Below are 19,782 nucleotides of genomic sequence, written 5' to 3' on the forward strand. Positions count from 1 at the left end.
ATGGGACAGGAAGCAACACCCGTAGTGCGGAAAGATATTCCGGAGCGGTATGACGGACGATTGAAGGTGATGGGCAAGGCGACGTATGCCGCTGAGTTTCCCGTGAAGGACTTGCTCTACGCGGTGATCGTGCAGAGCACGATTGCGACGGGAATCATTGCGAGTGCGGATACACGGGCTGCCGAAAATGCAAGCGGCGTAGTGAAGGTGTTGACGGCTTTCAACGCTCCGAAGCTGCCCATGCCGAAGCCACAGCCGCCCGCGACTCGTTCCACTTCCCTTTTGCAGACACCGGATGTTCATTACAACGGCGAGCCGATTGGCGTGGTTGTGGCAAAAAGCCTAGCCGAGGCTCAGCATGCTGCGAACCTGATCAAGTACAGGTACAAACCAGGAATTTCGCAGCTCGACTTCATGGGGCATCTCGATACAGCTCGTCTCCCGAAGCGTGCGGGAAATGCTCCCGCAAAGCAGGATCATGGAGAGAAAGACCGTGCCTGGGCGAAGGCGACGACGGTCCTGGAGGAGACGTACTCCACGCCGCTGCAAAACCACAATCCCATGGAGCCCCACGCGACGATTGCGGAGTGGGACGGTGAAAAGCTGACGGTGCATGATGCAACGCAATACATCTCTGGCGTCCGTCAGTCGCTGGCGAAGACCTTTGCCTTACCGCTGGACAATATTCACGTCATCGACCCGTATGTTGGCGGCGGCTTCGGATCCAAAGGTTCCATGTGGTCGCACGTCGCGCTCTGCGCGATGGCGTCGAAGGTCGTGGGACGTCCGGTGAAGCTGGTACTCGACCGGACACAGATGTTTGGACCTGTGGGCCAGCGTCCACGCACCCTGCAGAAGATCAAACTCGGTGTGGATGCGAACGGCAAGTTCGTAGGTATTCAGCACGACGTGCTGATGTCGACTTCGAAGATGGAAGACTTCATCGAGCCAAGCGCAAAACAGACGACGATGCTCTACCAGTGCGATAACATCTCGATCAGTCACAAGCTGGTAGAGATGGACATCGGCGTGGGCACCTTCCAGCGCGCTCCGGGTGAGGCAACCGGCACGCCTGCACTGGAGAGTGCAATCGATGAGCTTTGCTACAAACTGAAGATGGATCCAGTCGAGTTCCGTCTGAAAAACTACGCGGAGATGGATCCAGGCGAGCAGAAGCCGTTTACGAGCAAGCATCTGCGCGAGTGCTATCAACAGGCGGGCGACCGTTTTGGATGGTCGAAGCGCAATCCTGAGCCCCGGTCGATGAAGGAGTCCGGTAGAGACGGCGAAAAGCTGATTGGCTGGGGTATTGCCACAGCCACTTACGGCGCAAATCGATCTTCCGCGCAGGCGGTCATCCGACTCATGCCGAATGGACATATCTTCATCGGCAGCGGAACGCAGGATCTCGGCACGGGCATGTACACCGTGATGGCGCAGACCGTGGTGGAGGAGCTTGGGGTCGACTGGAAGACGGTCGATGTGAGGCTCGGCGACAGCATGCTTCCCAAGGCCCCGGTTTCGGGCGGTTCACAGTCGACTGCCAGCGTTGGACCGGCGGTGAAAGAGGCCTGCAACCAACTGAAGTTGAAACTGGCAGCGGCGGCAGTGCTGGATCCGGCTTCTCCTCTGCATGGAACTGAGACCGGAGATCTCGACATTCAGGATGGCGCTCTCTTCTCAAAGAAGGACGTTTCGAAGCGCGAGACATTGGTTTCTATTGCCTCTCGCAGCGGACAAGCCATTGAGGCTATGGGATCTGCAGAACCGGGCGAAGATGCCAAGTCGCAGTCTTCGCACTCCTGGGGAGCAGTTTTTGCGGAGGTCGAGGTAGACGAGGCGATCAAAACCGTCAAAGTACGTCGCATTGTGGCCACCTATGACATCGGTCGCATTATGAATCGAAGGACAGGCCTGAACCAGTTGCAGGGCGGATTGGTCTGGGGCATCGGCACGGCACTTCTCGAAGTGACAGAACTCGACAAGCATCATGGCAAGGCCGTCAATGCGAATCTCGGAGAATACCACGTCGCAGTGAATCGAGACGTTCCTGACATCGACGTGACGGTGCTGGATATTCCTGATGCGAAATTTTCCCCGCAGGGTGCACGCGGCATCGGGGAGATCGGAATCACCGGTGTTTCCGGTGCGATTGCGAACGCGATCTTCCATGCGACGGGCAAGCGCGTTCGGGACTTTCCCATCACCTTGGACAAGATCATGAGTGCCTGAACCCGGCGAGGTTCCGGGTGTTTTGAGAGGGCGAAGGTTGTGCGAAGATTAAGAAGACGCAGCAGCGTTCTGAAGTCATCCGCACAGGACCTTTGCCCTCTTTTAATTGCATGACCAAGCCCACCGAACTCGCTTCCCTCCTCCATCAGACCTTTGGGTTCGCCGAGTTTCGTGCGAACCAGGAGGCCGTCTGCGTTGCGGCGGTGGAGGGAAAGGATGTTCTCCTGGTCATGCCGACGGGCGCAGGCAAGAGCCTTTGCTATCAGCTTCCGGCGATTGCGCGTGGTGGGACGGCGCTGGTCATCAGTCCGTTGATTGCACTGATCGACGATCAGGCAGCGAAGATGTCTGCCTTGGGATTGAAGGTCGGTAGGATTCACTCCGGACTGAGCCGGGAGGAGTCGAGGCAGGTTTGCCGCGACTACCTCGATGGGACACTGCAGTTTCTCTTTATTGCGCCCGAACGCATGCGCGTGCCGGGATTTGCGGCGATGCTGGCCAAGAGAAAGCTGAGCCTAATCGCCATCGACGAGGCCCACTGCATCTCGCAGTGGGGCCATGATTTCCGGCCAGATTACCGTACGCTCGGGCAGCACTTGCAGGCGCTGAGGCCTACGCCTGTCATGGCTCTGACTGCCACGGCGACGACGGAAGTGCAGCGAGACATCGTGCTGCAACTTGGGCTGCAAGGTGTAGCCAAGTTCATTCACGGGTTCCGGCGAACCAACCTCGCCGTAGAAGTGATCGAGCTTTCCAAGCCCGAACGTCACGCAAAAGTGCGCGAGATGTTGTTGAACCCCGAGCGCAGGCCCGCGATTGTTTACGCGCCTTCACGCAAAGATGCTGACGCTATGGCCAGTGCGCTGGCAGTCGAATTCCCTGCCGCGGCATATCACGCGGGTCTCGATGCCGGGACGCGTGAGCGTGTGCAGAAGGAGTTTCTCGCTGGACGGATCGAAGTAGTTGTAGCCACCGTCGCGTTCGGCATGGGTATCGACAAGGCAGATGTGCGCACGGTCATTCACACCGCCGCACCTTCGAGTGTGGAGAGCTTTTATCAGGAGATCGGTCGTGCGGGACGTGACGGAAAGCCAAGCCGGTCAATCTTGATGTACTCCTTCCTGGATCGGAAGACGCATGAGTTTTTTCTGGAGCGCGATTATCCGCCGCTCGATACGCTGTCGAAGATTGAACGCGGCCTGAGCCGTGAGAACGAGATCCACGCGGACGATCTTCGCGTGAAGCTGAAGATGAGCATGGATGAGTTTGCTCCCGCAATGGACCGGCTCGTAGCCCAGGGCGTGGCAAGCCTGGATTACAGCGGTAATGTCGCGTTGATTGGTGAGGATTCCAGCTGGCGCAAAGGCTATGAGGCGCAGGTCAACTTCCGTCGCTCGCAGATGGATCGCATGATGCAGTTTGCCGCCGGAAGTACCTGCAGAATGACTTCACTGATCCTCCACTTCGGCGATGCGGCGGACGGTGCGCGGGCGTGCGGAGTCTGCGATGTTTGCGCTCCGGAAGCCGCGCTGGCACAGGGATTCCGCGCCCCCGATGAAGCGGAAGAACGCGAGATGGGACGCCTGCTGCGTTGCGTCGGCGAACGCGGCATGTCGATGCGCAAGCTGCAGGAAGCGGTCGATCCAAGGATGCAGATGGATCGCCGCGACTTCGAGGCCATGGTCGATGCGCTGGCCCGCGCGGGATACGTCAGCGTGGACGAGGCCGAGTTTCGCGGCGCGGACGGAAAGGACATCCGCTACCGCAAGGTAACGCTGACGCACGAAGGTCGCGAGTGGGAGGGCGAAGACCTGGTCGGTGTGGTGCTTCGATCGGTCGTGTCAAAGGCGTCCAAGTCCGGCAAGGCTTCTCCCAAGAAGAAAGCGAGCGTCAAGCCAGACGCGGTGGCTCTTTCTCCGTCGGAAGAGAAAGTAGCGGACAGACTCAGAGAATGGCGAAAAGGCGTGGCAAAGGAACTCTCGCAGCCAGCTTTCTGCGTCTTTCCGGACCGAGTCTTGGCCGAGATCGTGCGCGACATGCCTGCAACGAATGCCGATTTGCTCCAAGTGAAAGGCATGGGCGTGGCAAAGGTAGAGCGCTGGGGGGCAGCAATCTGCGGCGTGATCAATAACGGCGCTGCTCCTTCCGTCGAGCGCAAGGTGATGCCGCGCGTCGTTGTGGCTCAGGCACCTCGTCCCCTGGCAGCCACGGCACCAGTGGACAATCTGGAGAAGGAGCTGAAGATCTGGCGGATGCGCCGGGCCAAGGAAGAAGGCGTGGCTCCTTTCCTGCTTCTTACAGAAGACGCCGTACGGAGAATTGTCATGGAAAAGCCATCGAACGTAGACGCGTTGGGTGAGATTGACGGTATCGGAAAACCGCGCGCGGAGAAGTACGGGGCGGCGATCTGCGAGATCGTGACAGGCCACATATAGCCGTTCTATGCGGTAATCGATGAATCGCAAACGGCCCTGCTCGATGGCTGATAAACTTGATTTCCACCATAAATTCGATTTATGAGCGCCAGAGCGCTACGACAGGAGTTTGCAATGGGACAGGAAACAAGTGGTACAAGCCTTCGTCTGAAGACGGGCCTGGCAGAGATGTTGAAGGGCGGCGTCATCATGGATGTGATGAACGTCGAGCAGGCGCGTATTGCGGAAGAGGCTGGAGCCATCTCCGTCATGGCGCTGGAGCGCGTTCCCGCGATGATTCGCGCTGAGGGTGGCGTGGCCCGCATGGCGAACCCCAAGCTCATCAAGGAAATCATCTCCGCCGTTTCTATCCCCGTCATGGCGAAGGCCCGCATCGGGCATATTGCCGAAGCGCAGGTCCTACAGACGCTCGGCGTCGACTTCATCGACGAGAGCGAGGTGCTCACGCCAGCCGATGAGGTGTACCACATCGACAAGCACGCGTTTACAACGCCGTTTGTCTGTGGCGCGCGCAACCTGGGTGAAGCACTACGACGCATTGCCGAAGGTGCGGCGATGATTCGTACCAAGGGCGAGCCCGGGACGGGCGACGTCGTCCACGCCGTGCAGCACATGCGCATGATCGTACGCGAGATGCGCATCCTCAAGGCCCTGGGCGAAGAAGAGCTCTACAACGAAGCCAAGCTGCTGGCCGCTCCCTACGAGCTGGTGCGCATGGTGGCGAAGACGGGTAAACTTCCGGTTCCGAACTTCTCCGCAGGTGGCATCGCTACCCCGGCGGATGCGGCCCTGATGATGCAGCTTGGCGCTGAGGCTGTGTTTGTCGGTTCAGGCATCTTCATGAAAGATGGAGCGACTCCGCTGGACGTGCAGAACAACGCAGCCGAGCGCGCCGAGGCTGTTTCGCGCGCGAAGGCCATCGTGATTGCTACGACGCACTACGACGACGCGAAGATCGTAGCCGAAGCTGCGGAAGCGGTCACGGGTTCGATGAAGGGTCTTGCCGCAGCCGCCCTCGACGAGTCACAGCTGATGCAGATGCGCGGACGGTAACTTGTTCAGATTTGACGAAGCCGCTGGCCCATTGGCTGGCGGTTTTTGTTTGCCCTTTAGAATGGGAGTGTATGACTGACACAATGACGGGCACAGGGAAAAAGACGATTGGTGTTCTGGCCCTGCAGGGCGCATTCGATGCGCACGCGCAGGTGCTGCGGGAACTAGGCGCGGACGTGGTGATGGTACGCAAGCCGGAGCAGTTGGAAGGTCTGGATGGACTCGTGATTCCGGGTGGAGAGTCAACGACGTTTCTCTGGCATCTCGAGCATCGTGGATTCTTCGAGGCTTTGAAGAAGTTCGCTGCGGAGAAGCCCGCGTTCGGTACGTGCGCCGGCGCGATTCTGATGGCGAAGGACGTTCGCAATCCTTCGCAGAAGTCTCTCGCGGTCATGGATATCGCCATCGAGCGCAACGCCTATGGTCGGCAGAATGATTCGCGCATCCTAAAGGCAGAGACGACGCTGGCGGGGGGACCAATGGAGATGGTCTACATTCGCGCTCCGCGGATTGCCTTTGTCGGCAACGACGTCGAGGTACTGGCGAACCGTGACGGCGATCCCGTACTGGTGCGGCAGGGCGACATGCTGGCCGCTACGTTTCATCCTGAGCTCTCCGAAGACCGCCGCGTACATGAAGAATTTTTGAAGATAGTGGACGAGGCCAAAGCGCGTTGACCCAGACGCCAATCTTCGCCATGCGCTGGTGGCTTCCGCAGGATGCCGCTCTGCATGGCGCGGCGCTGGACCGCGAGATGTATTTCGCACTCTGGATCATGACCGGGCTTCTGGCTGCGGCACACCTGGTAATGCTGATGGGGCTCTGCGTAGGTCGTCGCGAGGGGCAACACAGCATATGGCGTCTGGAGATTACACCTCTTTTATTGCTGACGATTTTGTTTGGATGGATGACGATGCGCGCCGAGCGGCTATGGGCGGCGATGCGCTATGCAGGAGCAGATCCCGCAGCGATGCAGGTGGAGGTCGTGGGCGCACAGTTCGTCTGGTACTTTCGCTATCCCGGAACAGATGCGCGTTTTGGCAAGACAAAGTCAGAGCTGGTGAAACCGGGTGAAGGCAATCCTCTCGGAATCGACCCCAAGGATGAAGACGGGCGGGACGATCGCGTGAGCAGTGAGCTTGTCCTGCCGATGGGGCGCGAGGTAGATCTTCGGGTTCGGTCGCTAGATGTGATCCACGGCTTCAGCGTCCCGGAGATGCGTGTGAAGCAGAACGCCGTGCCGGGACAGGTCTTTCATATTCACTTCACCCCTGTGCATGAAGGCAGATACGCCGTGTTGTGTACACAGGTCTGCGGCCTCGGACATTATCGCATGCAGGCTACCGTACGCGTGGTGAGTGCTGCAGAGTTCGTGCGATGGAGTGCGCGATGAAGATCTTCTCGACACACCATCGCACGATCGGCATTGGATATTTGCTCCTCGCCGGAACGTCGGTTGCCATCGGAACACTGCTTTCGCTGCTGATGCGCGTACATCGTGTATGGCCCGATTTGAACTGGCCGCTATGGGGCATCATGAAGCCGGAAGACTACCTGGCGACCGTGACGATGCACGGAACGCTGATGGTCTTCTTTGTTCTGACCACCGCGCCACAATCGGGATTTTCCAATCTCGTATTGCCTGAGCAGATCGGTTCCCGGACGATGGCCCTCCCGTGGCTGAACGCAGCGAGCTTCTGGACAACCGTGGCTTCCCTGCTGGTTCTGTTGAGCGCCTTCTTTGTGCGCGGCGGCGGGCCAATCTCGGGATGGACAAGCTATCCACCGTTCTCTGCACTGGCGGATACCGGGCCTGGACAGGCCACGGGGATGGACCTGTGGTTGGTAAGCATCGGATTGTTCTGCATCGCATCGACGATGAGCGGAGCGAACACGCTGGTGACGGTGGTGCGTTGCCGCTGCAAGGGAATGACTTGGGGGCGCATGCCTCTGACGGTATGGGCCTGGTTTACCGCCGCACTGCTAACGGTAATCGTCTTCAGCGTCCTATTCGCGGCAGCGCTTTTACTGCTCTGTGACCGCCATGCTGGCACGAGCTTCTTTGTCCCAGCGGGCGGTGTGATCAACGGTGTGGTGGACACGCAGCACGGAGACGGATCTCCGCTGCTCTGGCTGCATCTCTTCTGGTTCTTCGGGCACCCCGAGGTCTATATTGCGATACTTCCGGGCATGGGCATGACCTCAATGCTGCTGGCGAACTTCTGCAGGCGCGGTGTTCCTGCCTATCGATGGATGATTACCACCACGCTGCTGATCGGGCTGCTTGGGCTGTCGGTCTGGGGCCATCATATGTTCGTGGCCGGGCTGAATCCGTGGGCGGGAACGGTCTTTCAGTTGACGACGATTGCAATCGCCATCCCCAGCACAGCCAAGGTGCTGAACTGGCTAGTGACGCTCTGGGGTTCTCGGCCGACCTACACGACGCCGATGCTCTGGTCTCTCGGATTTGTATCGCTGTTTGTTGCAGGAGGTGTGACCGGGCCGGTGCTGGCACAGCCCGCTCTGGACGCCTATCTGCACAACACTTTCTTCGTCGTCGCGCACTTTCACCTCGTCATGGCGATGGCTGGCGTCTTCAGCATCTTCGCCGGACTGACCTACTGGTTTCCACTCATTGCAGGCCGGCGTCTGGATGAACGTCTAGGCAAGATCCATTTCTGGTGGACACTGCTCTTTGCCTACTGCACCTTTCTGCCAATGCATATCTCCGGACTGATGGGAGAGCCACGACACGGCGCTCAGTTGACCGGCGTAGCGGCGGGCCCTGCGGGCGAACTTCTGCACCGCGTCTGGGGTGTGGAGCGTCACATTACTTACAACGCGATCATGCTGGCGCTGGGGCAGATCTTCTTTTTCTGGAACCTGCAGAAATCGCTTCGCAAACCTCGATCCATGGAAGAAAATCCCTGGGAGGCGACGACGATGGAATGGGCTCCGATGACGGACGAGGAGCAGATTTGCCATCGTGCGCCCTGCGTCTATATTGATGGAGTCTCCGTGCCCCAATGGGTTGCGGCTGTGGAGTAAGCTGGAAATATGCTGGTGACGACGACCAAGCCCGTAGAAATTGAACACGATCCTCGCGATCCTGCGGACCGTGGGCCCGGAAAAACGGGCGGCGGCGATGCGGGCGAGGGTGGACGGCGACCTCCTGAAATTCCTAAGTACACGGGCGGCGGTGGTGATGGGGATGACTGGAGCAAGCGCCCTGCAGGCCATCGTGGGCCGCGTGAAAGTCTTCAGCGACACAGGTTTGGGCTCTTCTCCGCTCTGATTGGCGACCTGATGTTCTTCGTCGCCATCGTGGGCGCGTTCCTGGTGCGACGGTCCAGCTTCCACATCGATGCCTACAACAGTGTGGTGACAGACTGGCGCGCGATCCAGGTACCTTCGATTCTCTGGCTCAATACCATCGTTCTGGCCTTGAGTTCCGTCACTGTGGAGATGGCGCGTCGCGGCATGTTTGTGGAGCGCGGCGTCATGGAAGAGTGGCTGGGCATCGGTCGTCCCGTCACAAGGCGCGTCATGCCCTGGTTGCTGGCTACGCTGGTTCTTGGAAGTGGCTTTGTTGCGGGACAGGTCGTCGCATGGCGACAACTCGCGGCACAGCATATCTTCTACGCCACCAGCCCGGCAATGCACTTCTTCTACCTGATCACCGGCGTTCACGCCCTGCATCTGGCGGTCGGCCTGGCGGCCCTGATCGTCGCTGTCGTCGGGATGCGGTTTATCCCGAAGTTCGGTGCGCGGCAGGTCCTGGTGGACTGCACGGCATGGTACTGGCATGCCATGGGCGTGCTTTGGATCTTCCTGTTTGTGCTCCTGGAGTATTGCCAGTGAGGGTCTGGCTCTTGGCCGGAGTTCTGCTCTTCGGTGGAACCTCGCTGTATGGGCAGGGATGCAGCCAGTGCCGTGACAACGTCCAGCAGACTCCGGCGCGGGTGCGGGCGGCGTATCGGCAGGCAATCACGCTGATGGTTGGAACGGCTCTAGTCTTATTTGTCGGGGTGTTGGTGGTGGCTCGGCGGGTGCGGTAGACCTCCGTCGATAACAGGTTTGTGCGCTCTGCGCGACCCCACCCTTTCGCAAAGAGCGCGAAAGAATGGGGCACGAAAGTCTCCCTATCCAGCTAGATTGCCAGCCAGATTGCAATAGAGATCGACCGCTTCGAGGAGTTCTTTCTTTGCGATCTTCTCGAAGGGGGTATGTGCTACGTGGATCGAACCAGGTCCAAGAAGGAAGGGTTCTCCCCAGGCAGTGAGCGAGGGGATGTCCGTGGTGAACTTGGCCACCATAGTTTCAAGCCCTTCGACCTTACGCATACGAACCATGGGGAGTTCCAGCGAGTATTCGACGTCGGCGCGGTCTCCCACGACCTTTTCAATGGCGTCTTTGACTTCCTGCGCGGGACCTACGAGCCGCACGAGAAGATGCGCTTCGGCGGCGTCTGGGATCACGTTAGGAGCACGGCCGCCGGAGATGATGCCGATGTTTACCGTGGAGGGGCCGATCTCCGGCTCGATCGGAAGCGGGATGGCGAGGACGTCGTGCAGGGCCTCGATGAGTTTGTCGATGGCGGACTCGCCAAGCTCCGGATAAGCGGAGTGACCCATCTTTCCCTTCGCTCGGATCTCAACGCGGAGAGCTCCCTTGGAGGCGATGGCGAGACGATTGTCCGTCGGTTCCCCGTTGATGAGAAACTTCGATCCCTTGGAAAACTGGTTGGCGACCTTCGCGCCCGCGGAGTCGCGCTCTTCGCCGACAACAAAGAGCAGGCCTACCTTCACGCCACTGGCGATGAGACGCTCCGCCGCTGCGACTTGCGCGGCGATGATTCCCTTGGCATCGCAGGTGCCGCGGCCATAGAGAAACTCATCGTCTTCACGAAAACCAACGTAAGGCGGAACGGTATCCATGTGCGTGGAGAAGACCACATCCGGTGTAACGCCCGGGATCGAGGCGTAGACGTTGAAGCGCTCCCCAGTGCCGCCGCCAGGAGTGCGAGCGGGGTCGGGTTGTTCGACCTTCATCTTTTCTACGGTGTAACCGAGGCCGCCGAGGTATTCATAGAGAAAATGGCCAGCGGGGGCTTCGTGATAGGTGGTGGATTCGATTTCAACTAACTGCCGCGTAAGTTCGAGTGGATTGATGGGCATGAGAGTTCAAGGATAACCGAGGGCCTGCGAATTCAGGAAAAGTACACTAAAGACATGGCGATTGAAGCAGTAGAAGATCTTCTGGGACCTGCGGGACGGCTTGAGGCTTTGCTGAATACTGGTTTGCCGGATGCCCGGTTTGCGGCTGTGGTCTGTCATCCGCATCCGCCAAGCGGTGGAACGATGCATACCAAGGTGGTATTTCACACTGCGAAAGCACTGAACAGCTTTGGCTTCCCTGTTCTGCGGTTCAACTTTCGTTCGGTCGGGAAAAGCGAGGGAGAATACTCCAAGGGGACGGGTGAGGTGGAAGACGTACGTGCCGCCATGGATTGGGCGTCGGCGAAGTATGGCCTACCGCTGATCATGGCCGGATTTTCTTTCGGAGCCAACATGGCGCTGCGCGCTGGATGCGGCGATTCCCGCGTGAAGGGACTCATCGGCTTGGGAACTCCTGTAGAGGCCGGTGGACGAAATTACACCTATGAATTTCTGCAGAATTGCACCCAGCCGAAGTTATTCGTAACAGGCGCTGAAGACCCGTTTGCTCCGCGCGCGGTCATGGAACGGACGTTCGCCGACGCGCCTCCGCCGATTACTTCGATCTGGATCGAAGGTGCAGAGCATTTCTTCGCAGGGACGCCTGCGTCTCCCCTGCCGAAGTTGAACGAGATGCGGGCAGCTATTGAAGGTTGGGTAGGATCAACTTTCCTCGTTAAATAGCTGAAGGGACGAGTTCAAACTCGTCCCTTCAAACCAAACCCTTCGCTAAGCAGACAAAGTTGCTGGAGCCGGGGCTGCGCTCTGTTTGGCAGCATCCTGCAGGAGCTTAGCCAAGATATTTACCGTAGTGTCGACCTGTTCTCGTGTGAGGAGGAACGGCGGCAGGAAGCGGATTACATTTCCCTGCACGACGTTCAGCATAAGCCCCTGTGCGAGAGCAGCCTCTACGATAGGACGAGCGGGGATCGTAAGCTCAATCCCCTGAATCAAACCGCGACCGCGTGCTTCTACGACGATTTCAGAGTTGTTGGCGATCTCTACGAGCTTCTCACGAAGATAGGATCCGGTGTCCGCGACCTTGGCCAGGAGACCCTCGTCTTCCACAACGGAGAGATACTCCAGGCCGAGACGGCAGGCTATCGGGCTTCCACCGAGCGTACTGCCGTGCTTGGCAACGCCAAGGGTATGCACTAGATCTTCATGCACAACAAGCGCAGAGAGCGGGAGGCCACCACCGAGCGGCTTACCCAGAATGAGGGCATCCGGCAGAACGCCCGACGCCAGATAAGCGAACCACTCTCCGGTACGGCCAAGACCGCACTGGATTTCGTCGAAGATCAGGAGTGCCGAGTGACGGTCGGCAAGAGCGCGGGCATGCGCCATGTAGGTAGGCGAAAGTTCGTACACGCCACCTTCGCCGAGGATCGGCTCCAGCAGAATGCAGCAGGTATCTCCTGTGACTGCAGCTTCAAGTTGGGCAAAATCTTCACGATCGACGAAGTCTACGCCGGGAAGACCGGGATCGAAGTCATCACGGTACTTGGCCTGCCCGGTGACCGAGAGCGAACCGTATGTGCGGCCATGGTAAGAACCGTTGAGCGAGACGATGCGCGTCTTGTGTGCGCCGAAGTTCTTGTGGCCGTAGGCGCGGGCGAGTTTGAGCGCGCCTTCCACGGCCTCGGATCCACCGGTGGAGTAGAAGACGCTGGCAAGGCCGGAGAGCTGGCAGAGGCGCTCCGCAAGATTTACCGAGGCGACAGAGGTGAACTGGGGCGAGAGATGCACCATGTGCTCGGCCTGGTCCGCCATCGCCGCGAGCATGCGGGGGTGGGCGTGACCCAGCGCATTGACTCCGAGGCCACCCATGAGATCGAGGTAGCGGTTACCGGAGGTGTCGAACATATGAGCGCCCTCTCCGCGATCCATCACGACTGGGTAGCGGGAGTAGACGGGCAGAAGGAACTCATTGTCGCGAAGGAGCGTTCGAGAGGCTTCAGAATCCTGATTGAAACGTGACATATCTCTTCTAGTTCACCCTAGCAACGCGTCAGGGTCAAGCGTAGCGGAAAGATTGGAACCAGAAAGGATTCCATCTGCTCACTCCTGCGTCCATCTGAATACAGGTTTTATACGCATGGAGACCTATGTAAAGCTGGATGGCGATTCAGTTTTCGGTATGGTTTACCATGATGGTTCTGGGAAATTACTGAATTAATTGGGGATCTGAAGTCTTTTACTTGGCACCGAACGTGCTACGTATGGGCTATAGACCGAATTCCCAGGAAAATTCAGGGGAAACGAGACAGATGGAGAAGTCCTACCAAACGCGGATTCTTGCCGTTGCGCTGGCCCTGGCGACGTTGGCAGTCTGCATTCTGGCTGGACTGAACTTTTCGCGCGAAGGCGATTTCGACATGCCGACGGACGGCGTGTTATGGTCCGAGACGGCCAACGGCCTCGTCGCTCTTCATGTTCCTGCGGATTCTCCGGCACAACGCGCTGGTATCCGCGAAGATGATGTCCTGGTTGCTGCGAATGACCACCCGACGCCTCGGCTAGCACAGCTCGAACGCCAGATCTTTCACACGGGATCCTGGGGCCATGCGACCTACAGCATTGTGCGCCGCGTCAGAGGTTCGGCAGTCCCTGCACGGCTGGATGCGCAGGTCATTCTGGAACCGACGGACCGGTCGATCAACCAGGGACTTCGCCTGATCGCTCTGGTGTACCTGCTCATCGGGCTTTATGTCCTCTTCCGGCGATGGACGGCACCGAAGGCGACTCACTTTTATATCTTCTGCCTGACCTCCTGCGTTCTGTACGCCTGTAAATCGTCGGGGCAATTCGACGGGCTTGACTGGACTTTTTACTGGGGCAATATCGTTGCAGGCGCATTGCAGCCTGCTCTCTTCCTGCACTTCGCCGTGACCTTTGGTGAAGGCATTAGCAAATTGCGTCGTACCGTGGTTTCTACGGCGCTGTATCTCCCCGGACTGCTAATCGCTGCCTTGCAGGTCGTCGCGATCGAGGTGTTCTCCGCCACGGAGAACCTGCGCCATCGGTTGGACGAGATCGGGATTGGTTACCTCGCGCTTTATTACGTGATCGCGGCGGTGGTCTTCTACATGCGGTATCGCAGAAGCGACCAGCCGCTGGAACGCCAGCAGCTCAAGTGGCTCTCCCGCGGCACCTTACTATCGGTGATCCCATTCACCCTCTTCTACGTCATCCCTTATCTGAGCGAACTGCCGGTTCCCTCTCCGGTCCTGAAGGCAGCGGGACTGACGCTGGTGTTCCTGCCGCTGACGTTTGCCTGGGCGATTGTGCGCTATCGCCTGATGGATACGGACCTGATCTTCAAACGCGGCGTGACGTATACCCTGGCCACGGCGGCTCTGGTGGGAGTGTACTTTGCCGTTGTTGGTCTCTCTGCAGAGATAGCGCATACTAGGCTGCCAAGTCTAAAAATTTGGGGCCTGGTCGCCGTGATCGTGGCGACTGCGCTGATCTTTGACCCCATTAAGACCGCGATCCAAGGACGTCTCGATCGGGTATTTGATCGAAAGCGCTATGACTATCGCGAAACGCTGATCGAGTTCAGCCGCGGTCTGAGTTCAGAGACGGATCTGGCGGCACTGGCCCAATCCATTGTTGAGCGCCTCTCGCAGACGCTCCTGGTGGCACGTGTAGCGGTCTTTCTGGCTCCTGTGGGCGAGGATTCTCAAGGACCGCAGCTCGCAGCTGCCCATGGACTCACGCCCGGTGAGATCGCGCGCATTCTTGAAAACGCCCCGAATGCGGGATTTCTTCGTTTTGACGCCGAGCATCACCATGAAGAAAACGGCCATATTTTCCTGGAAAAACCAGAAGATGCACGCACTCTTGTAGAGAAGGACCGAAGTCTGGCCGCAACGCTGGATATGCACTACTTCCTTCCCTGCCGCGTCGCAGATCGCAGAACGGGACGAGCACGAGCCATCGCAGTGATTGGCCTTGGAAGAACCCAGGACGACGATTTTTTGTCGAGCGAAGACATGGAGTTTCTCGAATCGCTGGCGGGCTACATCGGCATTGCCATCCAGAACGCGCAACTCTTCCGTTCGCTCGAAACGAAGATCACCGAGTTTGAACGGCTCAAGGAGTTCAACGAGAACATCGTCGAGTCGATCAAGGTCGGCATCTTTACGCTCGATCTTGAAGATCGGATCGAGAGCTGGAATGCCGAGATGGAAGTAATGTATGCCCTCTCGCGCGGCGAAGCCCTGGGACGCTCTATTACAGAGGTTTTCCCTGCCAGTTTTGTCGAGGCGTTTGAGCGGTCGAAGACCGAGAGCGGGACCCACCACCTCTCAAAAGTCAGGCTCCAGATGCTGGCGGGCGAAACGCGGACCGCAAACATCGCGATCGCTCCCCTGCTGACGCGCGACTTCGTCTCGGTGGGGCGCATCGTCCTGGTTGACGATATTACGGGACGGGTCGAACTCGAGGCACAGCTCACCCAGGCTGAGAAGCTTTCCTCCATCGGTCTTTTGGCAGCAGGCGTGGCGCATGAGGTGAATACTCCCCTCGCAGTGATTTCTTCGTACACGCAGATGTTGCGTAAACAGACCTCCGACGATCCTCGTCTCAGTATGGTGTTGGATAAGATCACGCAGCAGACATTCCGCGCCTCCGAGATTGTGAATGGACTTCTGAATTTTTCACGCAAGACGTCTTCCGAGTTTGTCCCGGTGGATATGAACGCGGTACTGAAAGAGACCGTGGCACTGCTGGAGCATCAGTTCCGTACGGCGAAGGTCACGGTGCAGGCGGATCTGGCCGCCACTCTTCCTTGTGTCGACGGTTCCCAGGGCAAGCTGCAACAGGTCGTGTTGAACCTGATGTTGAACGCCAAGGATGCGATGGCAGACTCCACAACACCTCACTTGACGGTAGCGACACGCGCAACGGACACGCATGTGCTCCTGTCGATTTCGGATAAAGGAAGCGGCATCGATCCGGCGCATCTGCACAAGATCTACGACCCTTTCTTTACCACCAAGAATGCGCCCCGCGAGGGACAACATAAAGGCACTGGATTGGGACTGGCCGTCAGCTATGGCATCGTGCAGGAGCACGGCGGAAAGATTCGCGTCGACAGTGCGGTAGGCCAGGGAACAACATTCCATCTGGAGTTCCCTATTTCGGGGCTGCAGCAGACCGTGGACGCATCGTCACGCGGTTATGCGGGCGAACAACAGACGGAGAAGATAGCACATGCCTGAGGCCTTAATGGATTTTGCCGGAGCAGTTCCCGCGGTTACGGGTGGACGCATTCTGATCATCGACGATGAGTCAGGTATACGCGATTCGCTTGAGTTGCTCTTAACCCTGGAGGGCTTCACGGTAAGTCTTGCTCAGGAAGGGATCAGTGGGATGGACACGCTCTCCCACGAAGAGTTTGATCTGCTCCTGCTGGATCTCTCCATGCCCGGGGAGAACGGAATCGATCTGCTGCCGAAGATCAAGGCGCTGCGTCCGGAGATGCCCGTCATCATGATCACGGCGTACGGCACGGTCAGCAACGTCGTGGACGCCCTGCGCGCTGGCGCCGAGAACTTCATTCAGAAGCCGTGGGACAACGAAAAGCTGCTCGCCGACATTCGCATGGCGGTCGCGCGAAACCGGTCTGAGACCGAGGTCATTCAGCTCAAGAAGACGCTGAAACAGCGCTACTCTTTCGACAATATTGTGGGCAAGAGCGAACCGATGTTGAAGCTGCTCGACGTCGTCGCGCAGGTCGCACCCAGCCGATCCACCGTTCTGATTCAGGGCGAGAGCGGCACTGGCAAGGAGCTAATCGCAAAAGCTCTCCACATGCACTCGCAGCGGAAAGACAAGCCCTTCGTGGCGATCAATACAGGAGCAGTTCCCTCCGATCTTCTGGAGTCCACGCTCTTTGGACATGTAAAGGGAGCTTTCACTTCAGCGATCGCCGCGAAAAAAGGACTCTTTGAAGTCGCCGATGGGGGAACGCTCTTTCTCGACGAAATCGGCACGATGCCGATGGAGACCCAAGCCAAGATCCTTCGTGCGCTGCAGGAACGAAAGTTCATGCAGGTAGGTGGCGTGCACGAAATCTCCGTGGATGTCCGCGTTGTCGCTGCGGCGAATGTAAACCTTCTACAGGCAGTGAAAGAAGGGCGATTCCGCGAGGATCTCTACTATCGCCTATCGGTAATCACGCTGGAGCTTCCGCCACTGCGCACGCGCAAGCAGGACATCCCGTTGCTGGCTGACTTCTTCCTTAAGCGCTATTCGGATGAGAACGGTTTGCCCCTGAGAAAGCTGTCTCTGGAAGCACTCCGTGCCATGATGGACTATGAGTGGCCGGGCAATGTGCGCGAGCTGGAAAATTCGATGGAGCGTGGCGTGGTGCTTTCGACGGAAGTGGTCATTCCTCCGGAGCTTTTGCCGCAGCAGGTCATCGGCAACTCGTATTCCGCGAACCTGCTGGATCACAAGTTAGACGCTTCCCTCTTCGACATTATGGAAGAGATCGAGCGTCGAATTCTCACGGATCGTTTGGAGCGCTGCAACTGGAACCAGACGGAGACGGCGGAGTTCTTCAAGGTGCCGCTCTCTACGCTGAACCAGAAGATCAAGCGCTTGAATATCGAGATCCGGAAGCGCGTGCGCGACTAGGCTTCCAAAGCAAACTTATGGCTGGATCACGATCTTCATCGAGTCCGGCTGCGGATTCGATGCGAGATGAATTCCCTCGACTGCCTCTGCTAACGAGAAGCGATGCGAGATGAGCTTAGTCAGATCAAAGCTGCCATCGCGATATCCGCTAAACACAGCCTCGATCGCTTCATCCTGAATTGCTACGGAAGAACTATACGAACCCATCAGCGTTTTCTCGTCCATGCAGACCGCCGCTGGATCGATGGATGCCGTTCCATGCTGGGTTGAAGCGAAGAGGCAGACGCGGCCTCCGGGGCGGATGGCGTCCATTGCAGTGGCAATCAGCGCATCTGCTCCAACTGCGACCAATGCCACATCGGCACCGCGTCCCTCTGTGGCGGCCTTGCAAGCCGCTACAACGTCGCCGCGTGCGTCCAGCGGATGGTTCAGTCCAAACTCTGCCGCAACGGCGTGCCGCTCCGGGTAAAGATCAGAAGTCAGGACGGCTGCTCCGGTCCTCTTTGCGAGCGCGGCGAGCATGATGCCGATCGGTCCCTGACCAATGACGAGCACTGTGTCATCGGGCTCGAGATGGAGCAGGTCGATGGCCTTGTAGGTCGTGTTGACCGGTTCGATAAATGAGGCCTGCTCGAAGGGAATGTCGTCGGGGATCCTGATGAGCCCCTTCGCTACAATCCAGTCCATCACGCGGATGTACTCTGCGAAGCCCCCACCGGATGGCTCGAAGGCTGCGGTGCAACCGACTTTCTTGTAGGTCTCGCATTGGGCGTAGGTCTTCTTGCGGCAGAAGAAGCAGGCACCACAAGGAATGTGATGGAAGGCCATGACGCGGTCGCCAACTTTGTACTCCGACACGGATTCGCCCACGGCAACGATGGTCCCCGCCATCTCGTGGCCGAAGATACGCGGCGCGGTGTGGGAGCCGGTGTGGATCTTCTTGAGGTCGGTTCCGCATATGCCGCAGGTGTGAATCTTCACGATCACTTCGCCGGATCCGACGGAAGGAACGGGGACGGTTTCGATGCGGACGTCGTCGATGCCGCGATAGACGGCGGCCTGCATTTCGGTAGGAATGTTCAGAGACATGTCGCTTTCCAGTTTAATGCACTTCGTTGATGGCTGCGTTCAAGGCCACGGTCAGTGCAGCGAGGGCGCGGTTGGAGTTTCGGCCGAGGTGCATGGTCTTTCGCCAGGTGTGCGGACGAAGAGCGGTATGAAAAGCGAAGGCCCCTGTGCGGAAGTGTCCATGTTGCGTGGCGAAGTGCGAGAGCGAAGCGAGTTCAAAGTCATGCGCGTCTGAGACGGCTTTGATGGCGCGGAAACGGAGGCCATGCGCAGCGGCCAGGCGAGCGACGGTGGCTGCTTCCATATCCACGAGATCAGCCTTGTAAGTTGCAGCCAGACGAATTTTTTCCTGGACGCTGGCGATGGCGTGGGTGGTGATCAGTGTGGTGCCCTCTGCGGCTGCCGTGTGACGTTCACCGGATTGCGCGTCAATGATCATGCCAGCTTCCGTGACGGTGCCCGGTGTGAGGCGCCCCGTGCAGGCTCCAGCGAGACCTGCGCTGATGAGCGTAGTAATCCCGGGAGAGGTTTTGAGAGCACTTTCGAGCGCAAGCGTGACCCGGCGTGATCCCATGCCGGCAGCCACCACGATGCATCCGGGGAGGCGGTGAAGATGAATCCCCTGCCGAAGGAGATCTGCGTCGGGCCGGGTGCCACGAACGACGGCAGCGATTTCACGGGGCAGAGCGGCGAGGATGGCGAGATTTGGCACGTGTCTTTCCATGATAGTGCGATACGACCTGTGTCCCAACCCGCGTCTCAGACAGAAGGAGGTTCTGCCATGGCTGTTGCAAAGAAATCCCCAATAAAGAAGATCTCGACTAAGAAGTCTGCGGCGAAGAAGTCGACTTCGCACGCGAGCTCCGGCGGTACGCGGAAGTGGTCTGCCAAAGTCACTACCGATTCAACCCATCCGGACGAGGGCCTCTTCAAAAAGGGAGCGGCAACGATCGCACGGGAACTTGCGTCGAAGGAAGTTTCGCCAAAGGGGCCGGGAAGCGGCATGAGGATGCTGACGTTTTACATCAACCGTGCCGGGCACAATCTGCCAGAGAACAGGAAGAAGGTGTTGGAGCGGGCGAAGGTGCTGTTGAAAGATCGGATGGAACAAGAAAAATAGCGCGTTTGTG

The 19,782-nt window shown here is 58.4% G+C and carries 16 protein-coding genes; 12 read left to right on the plus strand and 4 right to left on the minus strand.

The features are described from left to right. The 8 genes from ACIPR4_RS09825 to ACIPR4_RS09860 all read left to right on the plus strand — a co-directional run bounded on the left by ACIPR4_RS09825 (nucleotide 1) and on the right by ACIPR4_RS09860 (nucleotide 9,778). Nucleotides 1-2,232 (plus strand): xanthine dehydrogenase family protein molybdopterin-binding subunit, encoded by a 2,232-nt coding sequence (locus tag ACIPR4_RS09825; protein WP_222829272.1) that lies wholly within the window; start codon nucleotides 1-3, stop codon nucleotides 2,230-2,232. Nucleotides 2,233-2,342: 110 nt separating this feature from the next. Further along, nucleotides 2,343-4,667: a RecQ family ATP-dependent DNA helicase gene (locus ACIPR4_RS09830; protein WP_013568510.1), complete on the plus strand. Its 2,325-nt coding sequence runs from the start codon at nucleotides 2,343-2,345 to the stop codon at nucleotides 4,665-4,667. A gap of 114 nt (nucleotides 4,668-4,781) precedes the next feature. After that, nucleotides 4,782-5,720 (plus strand): pyridoxal 5'-phosphate synthase lyase subunit PdxS, encoded by a 939-nt coding sequence (gene pdxS, locus ACIPR4_RS09835; protein WP_013568511.1) that lies wholly within the window; start codon nucleotides 4,782-4,784, stop codon nucleotides 5,718-5,720. Nucleotides 5,721-5,791: 71 nt separating this feature from the next. Beyond that, nucleotides 5,792-6,397, plus strand: coding sequence for a pyridoxal 5'-phosphate synthase glutaminase subunit PdxT (gene pdxT, locus ACIPR4_RS09840; protein ID WP_049780831.1), 606 nt, complete (start codon nucleotides 5,792-5,794; stop codon nucleotides 6,395-6,397). Beyond that, nucleotides 6,394-7,113: a cupredoxin domain-containing protein gene (locus tag ACIPR4_RS09845; protein WP_013568513.1), complete on the plus strand. Its 720-nt coding sequence runs from the start codon at nucleotides 6,394-6,396 to the stop codon at nucleotides 7,111-7,113. Before pdxT ends, ACIPR4_RS09845 begins: the two co-directional genes overlap by 4 nt. After that, nucleotides 7,110-8,768: a cytochrome c oxidase subunit I gene (locus ACIPR4_RS09850; protein ID WP_013568514.1), complete on the plus strand. Its 1,659-nt coding sequence runs from the start codon at nucleotides 7,110-7,112 to the stop codon at nucleotides 8,766-8,768. Before ACIPR4_RS09845 ends, ACIPR4_RS09850 begins: the two co-directional genes overlap by 4 nt. A 9-nt stretch (nucleotides 8,769-8,777) precedes the next feature. Next, nucleotides 8,778-9,581, plus strand: a complete 804-nt coding sequence (locus tag ACIPR4_RS09855; protein ID WP_013568515.1) for a cytochrome c oxidase subunit 3 — start codon at nucleotides 8,778-8,780, stop codon at nucleotides 9,579-9,581. Then, a complete protein-coding gene (locus ACIPR4_RS09860) occupies nucleotides 9,578-9,778 on the plus strand; it encodes a hypothetical protein (protein WP_013568516.1) in 201 nt (66 codons plus the stop codon). The genes ACIPR4_RS09855 and ACIPR4_RS09860 overlap by 4 nt, the downstream gene beginning before the upstream one ends. Before the next feature lie 84 nt (nucleotides 9,779-9,862). Here ACIPR4_RS09860 and ACIPR4_RS09865 read toward each other — a convergent pair whose 3' ends face one another. After that, nucleotides 9,863-10,897 (minus strand): M20/M25/M40 family metallo-hydrolase, encoded by a 1,035-nt coding sequence (locus ACIPR4_RS09865; RefSeq protein ID WP_013568517.1) that lies wholly within the window; start codon nucleotides 10,895-10,897, stop codon nucleotides 9,863-9,865. A gap of 54 nt (nucleotides 10,898-10,951) precedes the next feature. Between ACIPR4_RS09865 and ACIPR4_RS09870 the strand changes: the two genes are divergently transcribed. Next, complete coding sequence (locus ACIPR4_RS09870; RefSeq protein WP_013568518.1) at nucleotides 10,952-11,620, plus strand: alpha/beta hydrolase; 669 nt, start codon at nucleotides 10,952-10,954, stop codon at nucleotides 11,618-11,620. A 45-nt stretch (nucleotides 11,621-11,665) separates the two neighbouring features. Here the strand turns inward: ACIPR4_RS09870 and ACIPR4_RS09875 are convergent, their stop codons facing one another. After that, nucleotides 11,666-12,919, minus strand: a complete 1,254-nt coding sequence (locus tag ACIPR4_RS09875) for an aspartate aminotransferase family protein (protein WP_013568519.1) — start codon at nucleotides 12,917-12,919, stop codon at nucleotides 11,666-11,668. A 287-nt stretch (nucleotides 12,920-13,206) separates the two neighbouring features. On the opposite strand from ACIPR4_RS09875, the gene ACIPR4_RS09880 reads away from it, so the two are divergent. Next, complete coding sequence (locus ACIPR4_RS09880; RefSeq protein WP_013568520.1) at nucleotides 13,207-16,164, plus strand: GAF domain-containing sensor histidine kinase; 2,958 nt, start codon at nucleotides 13,207-13,209, stop codon at nucleotides 16,162-16,164. Next, complete coding sequence (locus ACIPR4_RS09885; protein ID WP_013568521.1) at nucleotides 16,157-17,584, plus strand: sigma-54-dependent transcriptional regulator; 1,428 nt, start codon at nucleotides 16,157-16,159, stop codon at nucleotides 17,582-17,584. The genes ACIPR4_RS09880 and ACIPR4_RS09885 overlap by 8 nt, the downstream gene beginning before the upstream one ends. A gap of 15 nt (nucleotides 17,585-17,599) precedes the next feature. Here the strand turns inward: ACIPR4_RS09885 and ACIPR4_RS09890 are convergent, their stop codons facing one another. Both ACIPR4_RS09890 and ACIPR4_RS09895 read right to left on the minus strand, forming a co-directional pair. Then, nucleotides 17,600-18,673 carry a zinc-dependent dehydrogenase gene (locus ACIPR4_RS09890; protein ID WP_013568522.1) on the minus strand — a complete coding sequence of 358 codons (1,074 nt, stop codon included), beginning with the start codon at nucleotides 18,671-18,673 and terminating at the stop codon, nucleotides 17,600-17,602. Nucleotides 18,674-18,686: 13 nt separating this feature from the next. After that, entirely contained in the window at nucleotides 18,687-19,364 is a 678-nt protein-coding gene (locus ACIPR4_RS09895) for a phosphorylase family protein (RefSeq protein ID WP_245536504.1), read from the minus strand. Nucleotides 19,365-19,433: 69 nt separating this feature from the next. Between ACIPR4_RS09895 and ACIPR4_RS09900 the strand changes: the two genes are divergently transcribed. Continuing rightward, nucleotides 19,434-19,772, plus strand: coding sequence for a DUF3175 domain-containing protein (locus tag ACIPR4_RS09900; RefSeq protein ID WP_013568524.1), 339 nt, complete (start codon nucleotides 19,434-19,436; stop codon nucleotides 19,770-19,772). The last annotated feature ends 10 nt before the right edge of the window (nucleotides 19,773-19,782 follow it).

The sequence above is a fragment of the Terriglobus saanensis SP1PR4 genome, from assembly GCF_000179915.2.
GTDB lineage: Bacteria > Acidobacteriota > Terriglobia > Terriglobales > Acidobacteriaceae > Terriglobus > Terriglobus saanensis.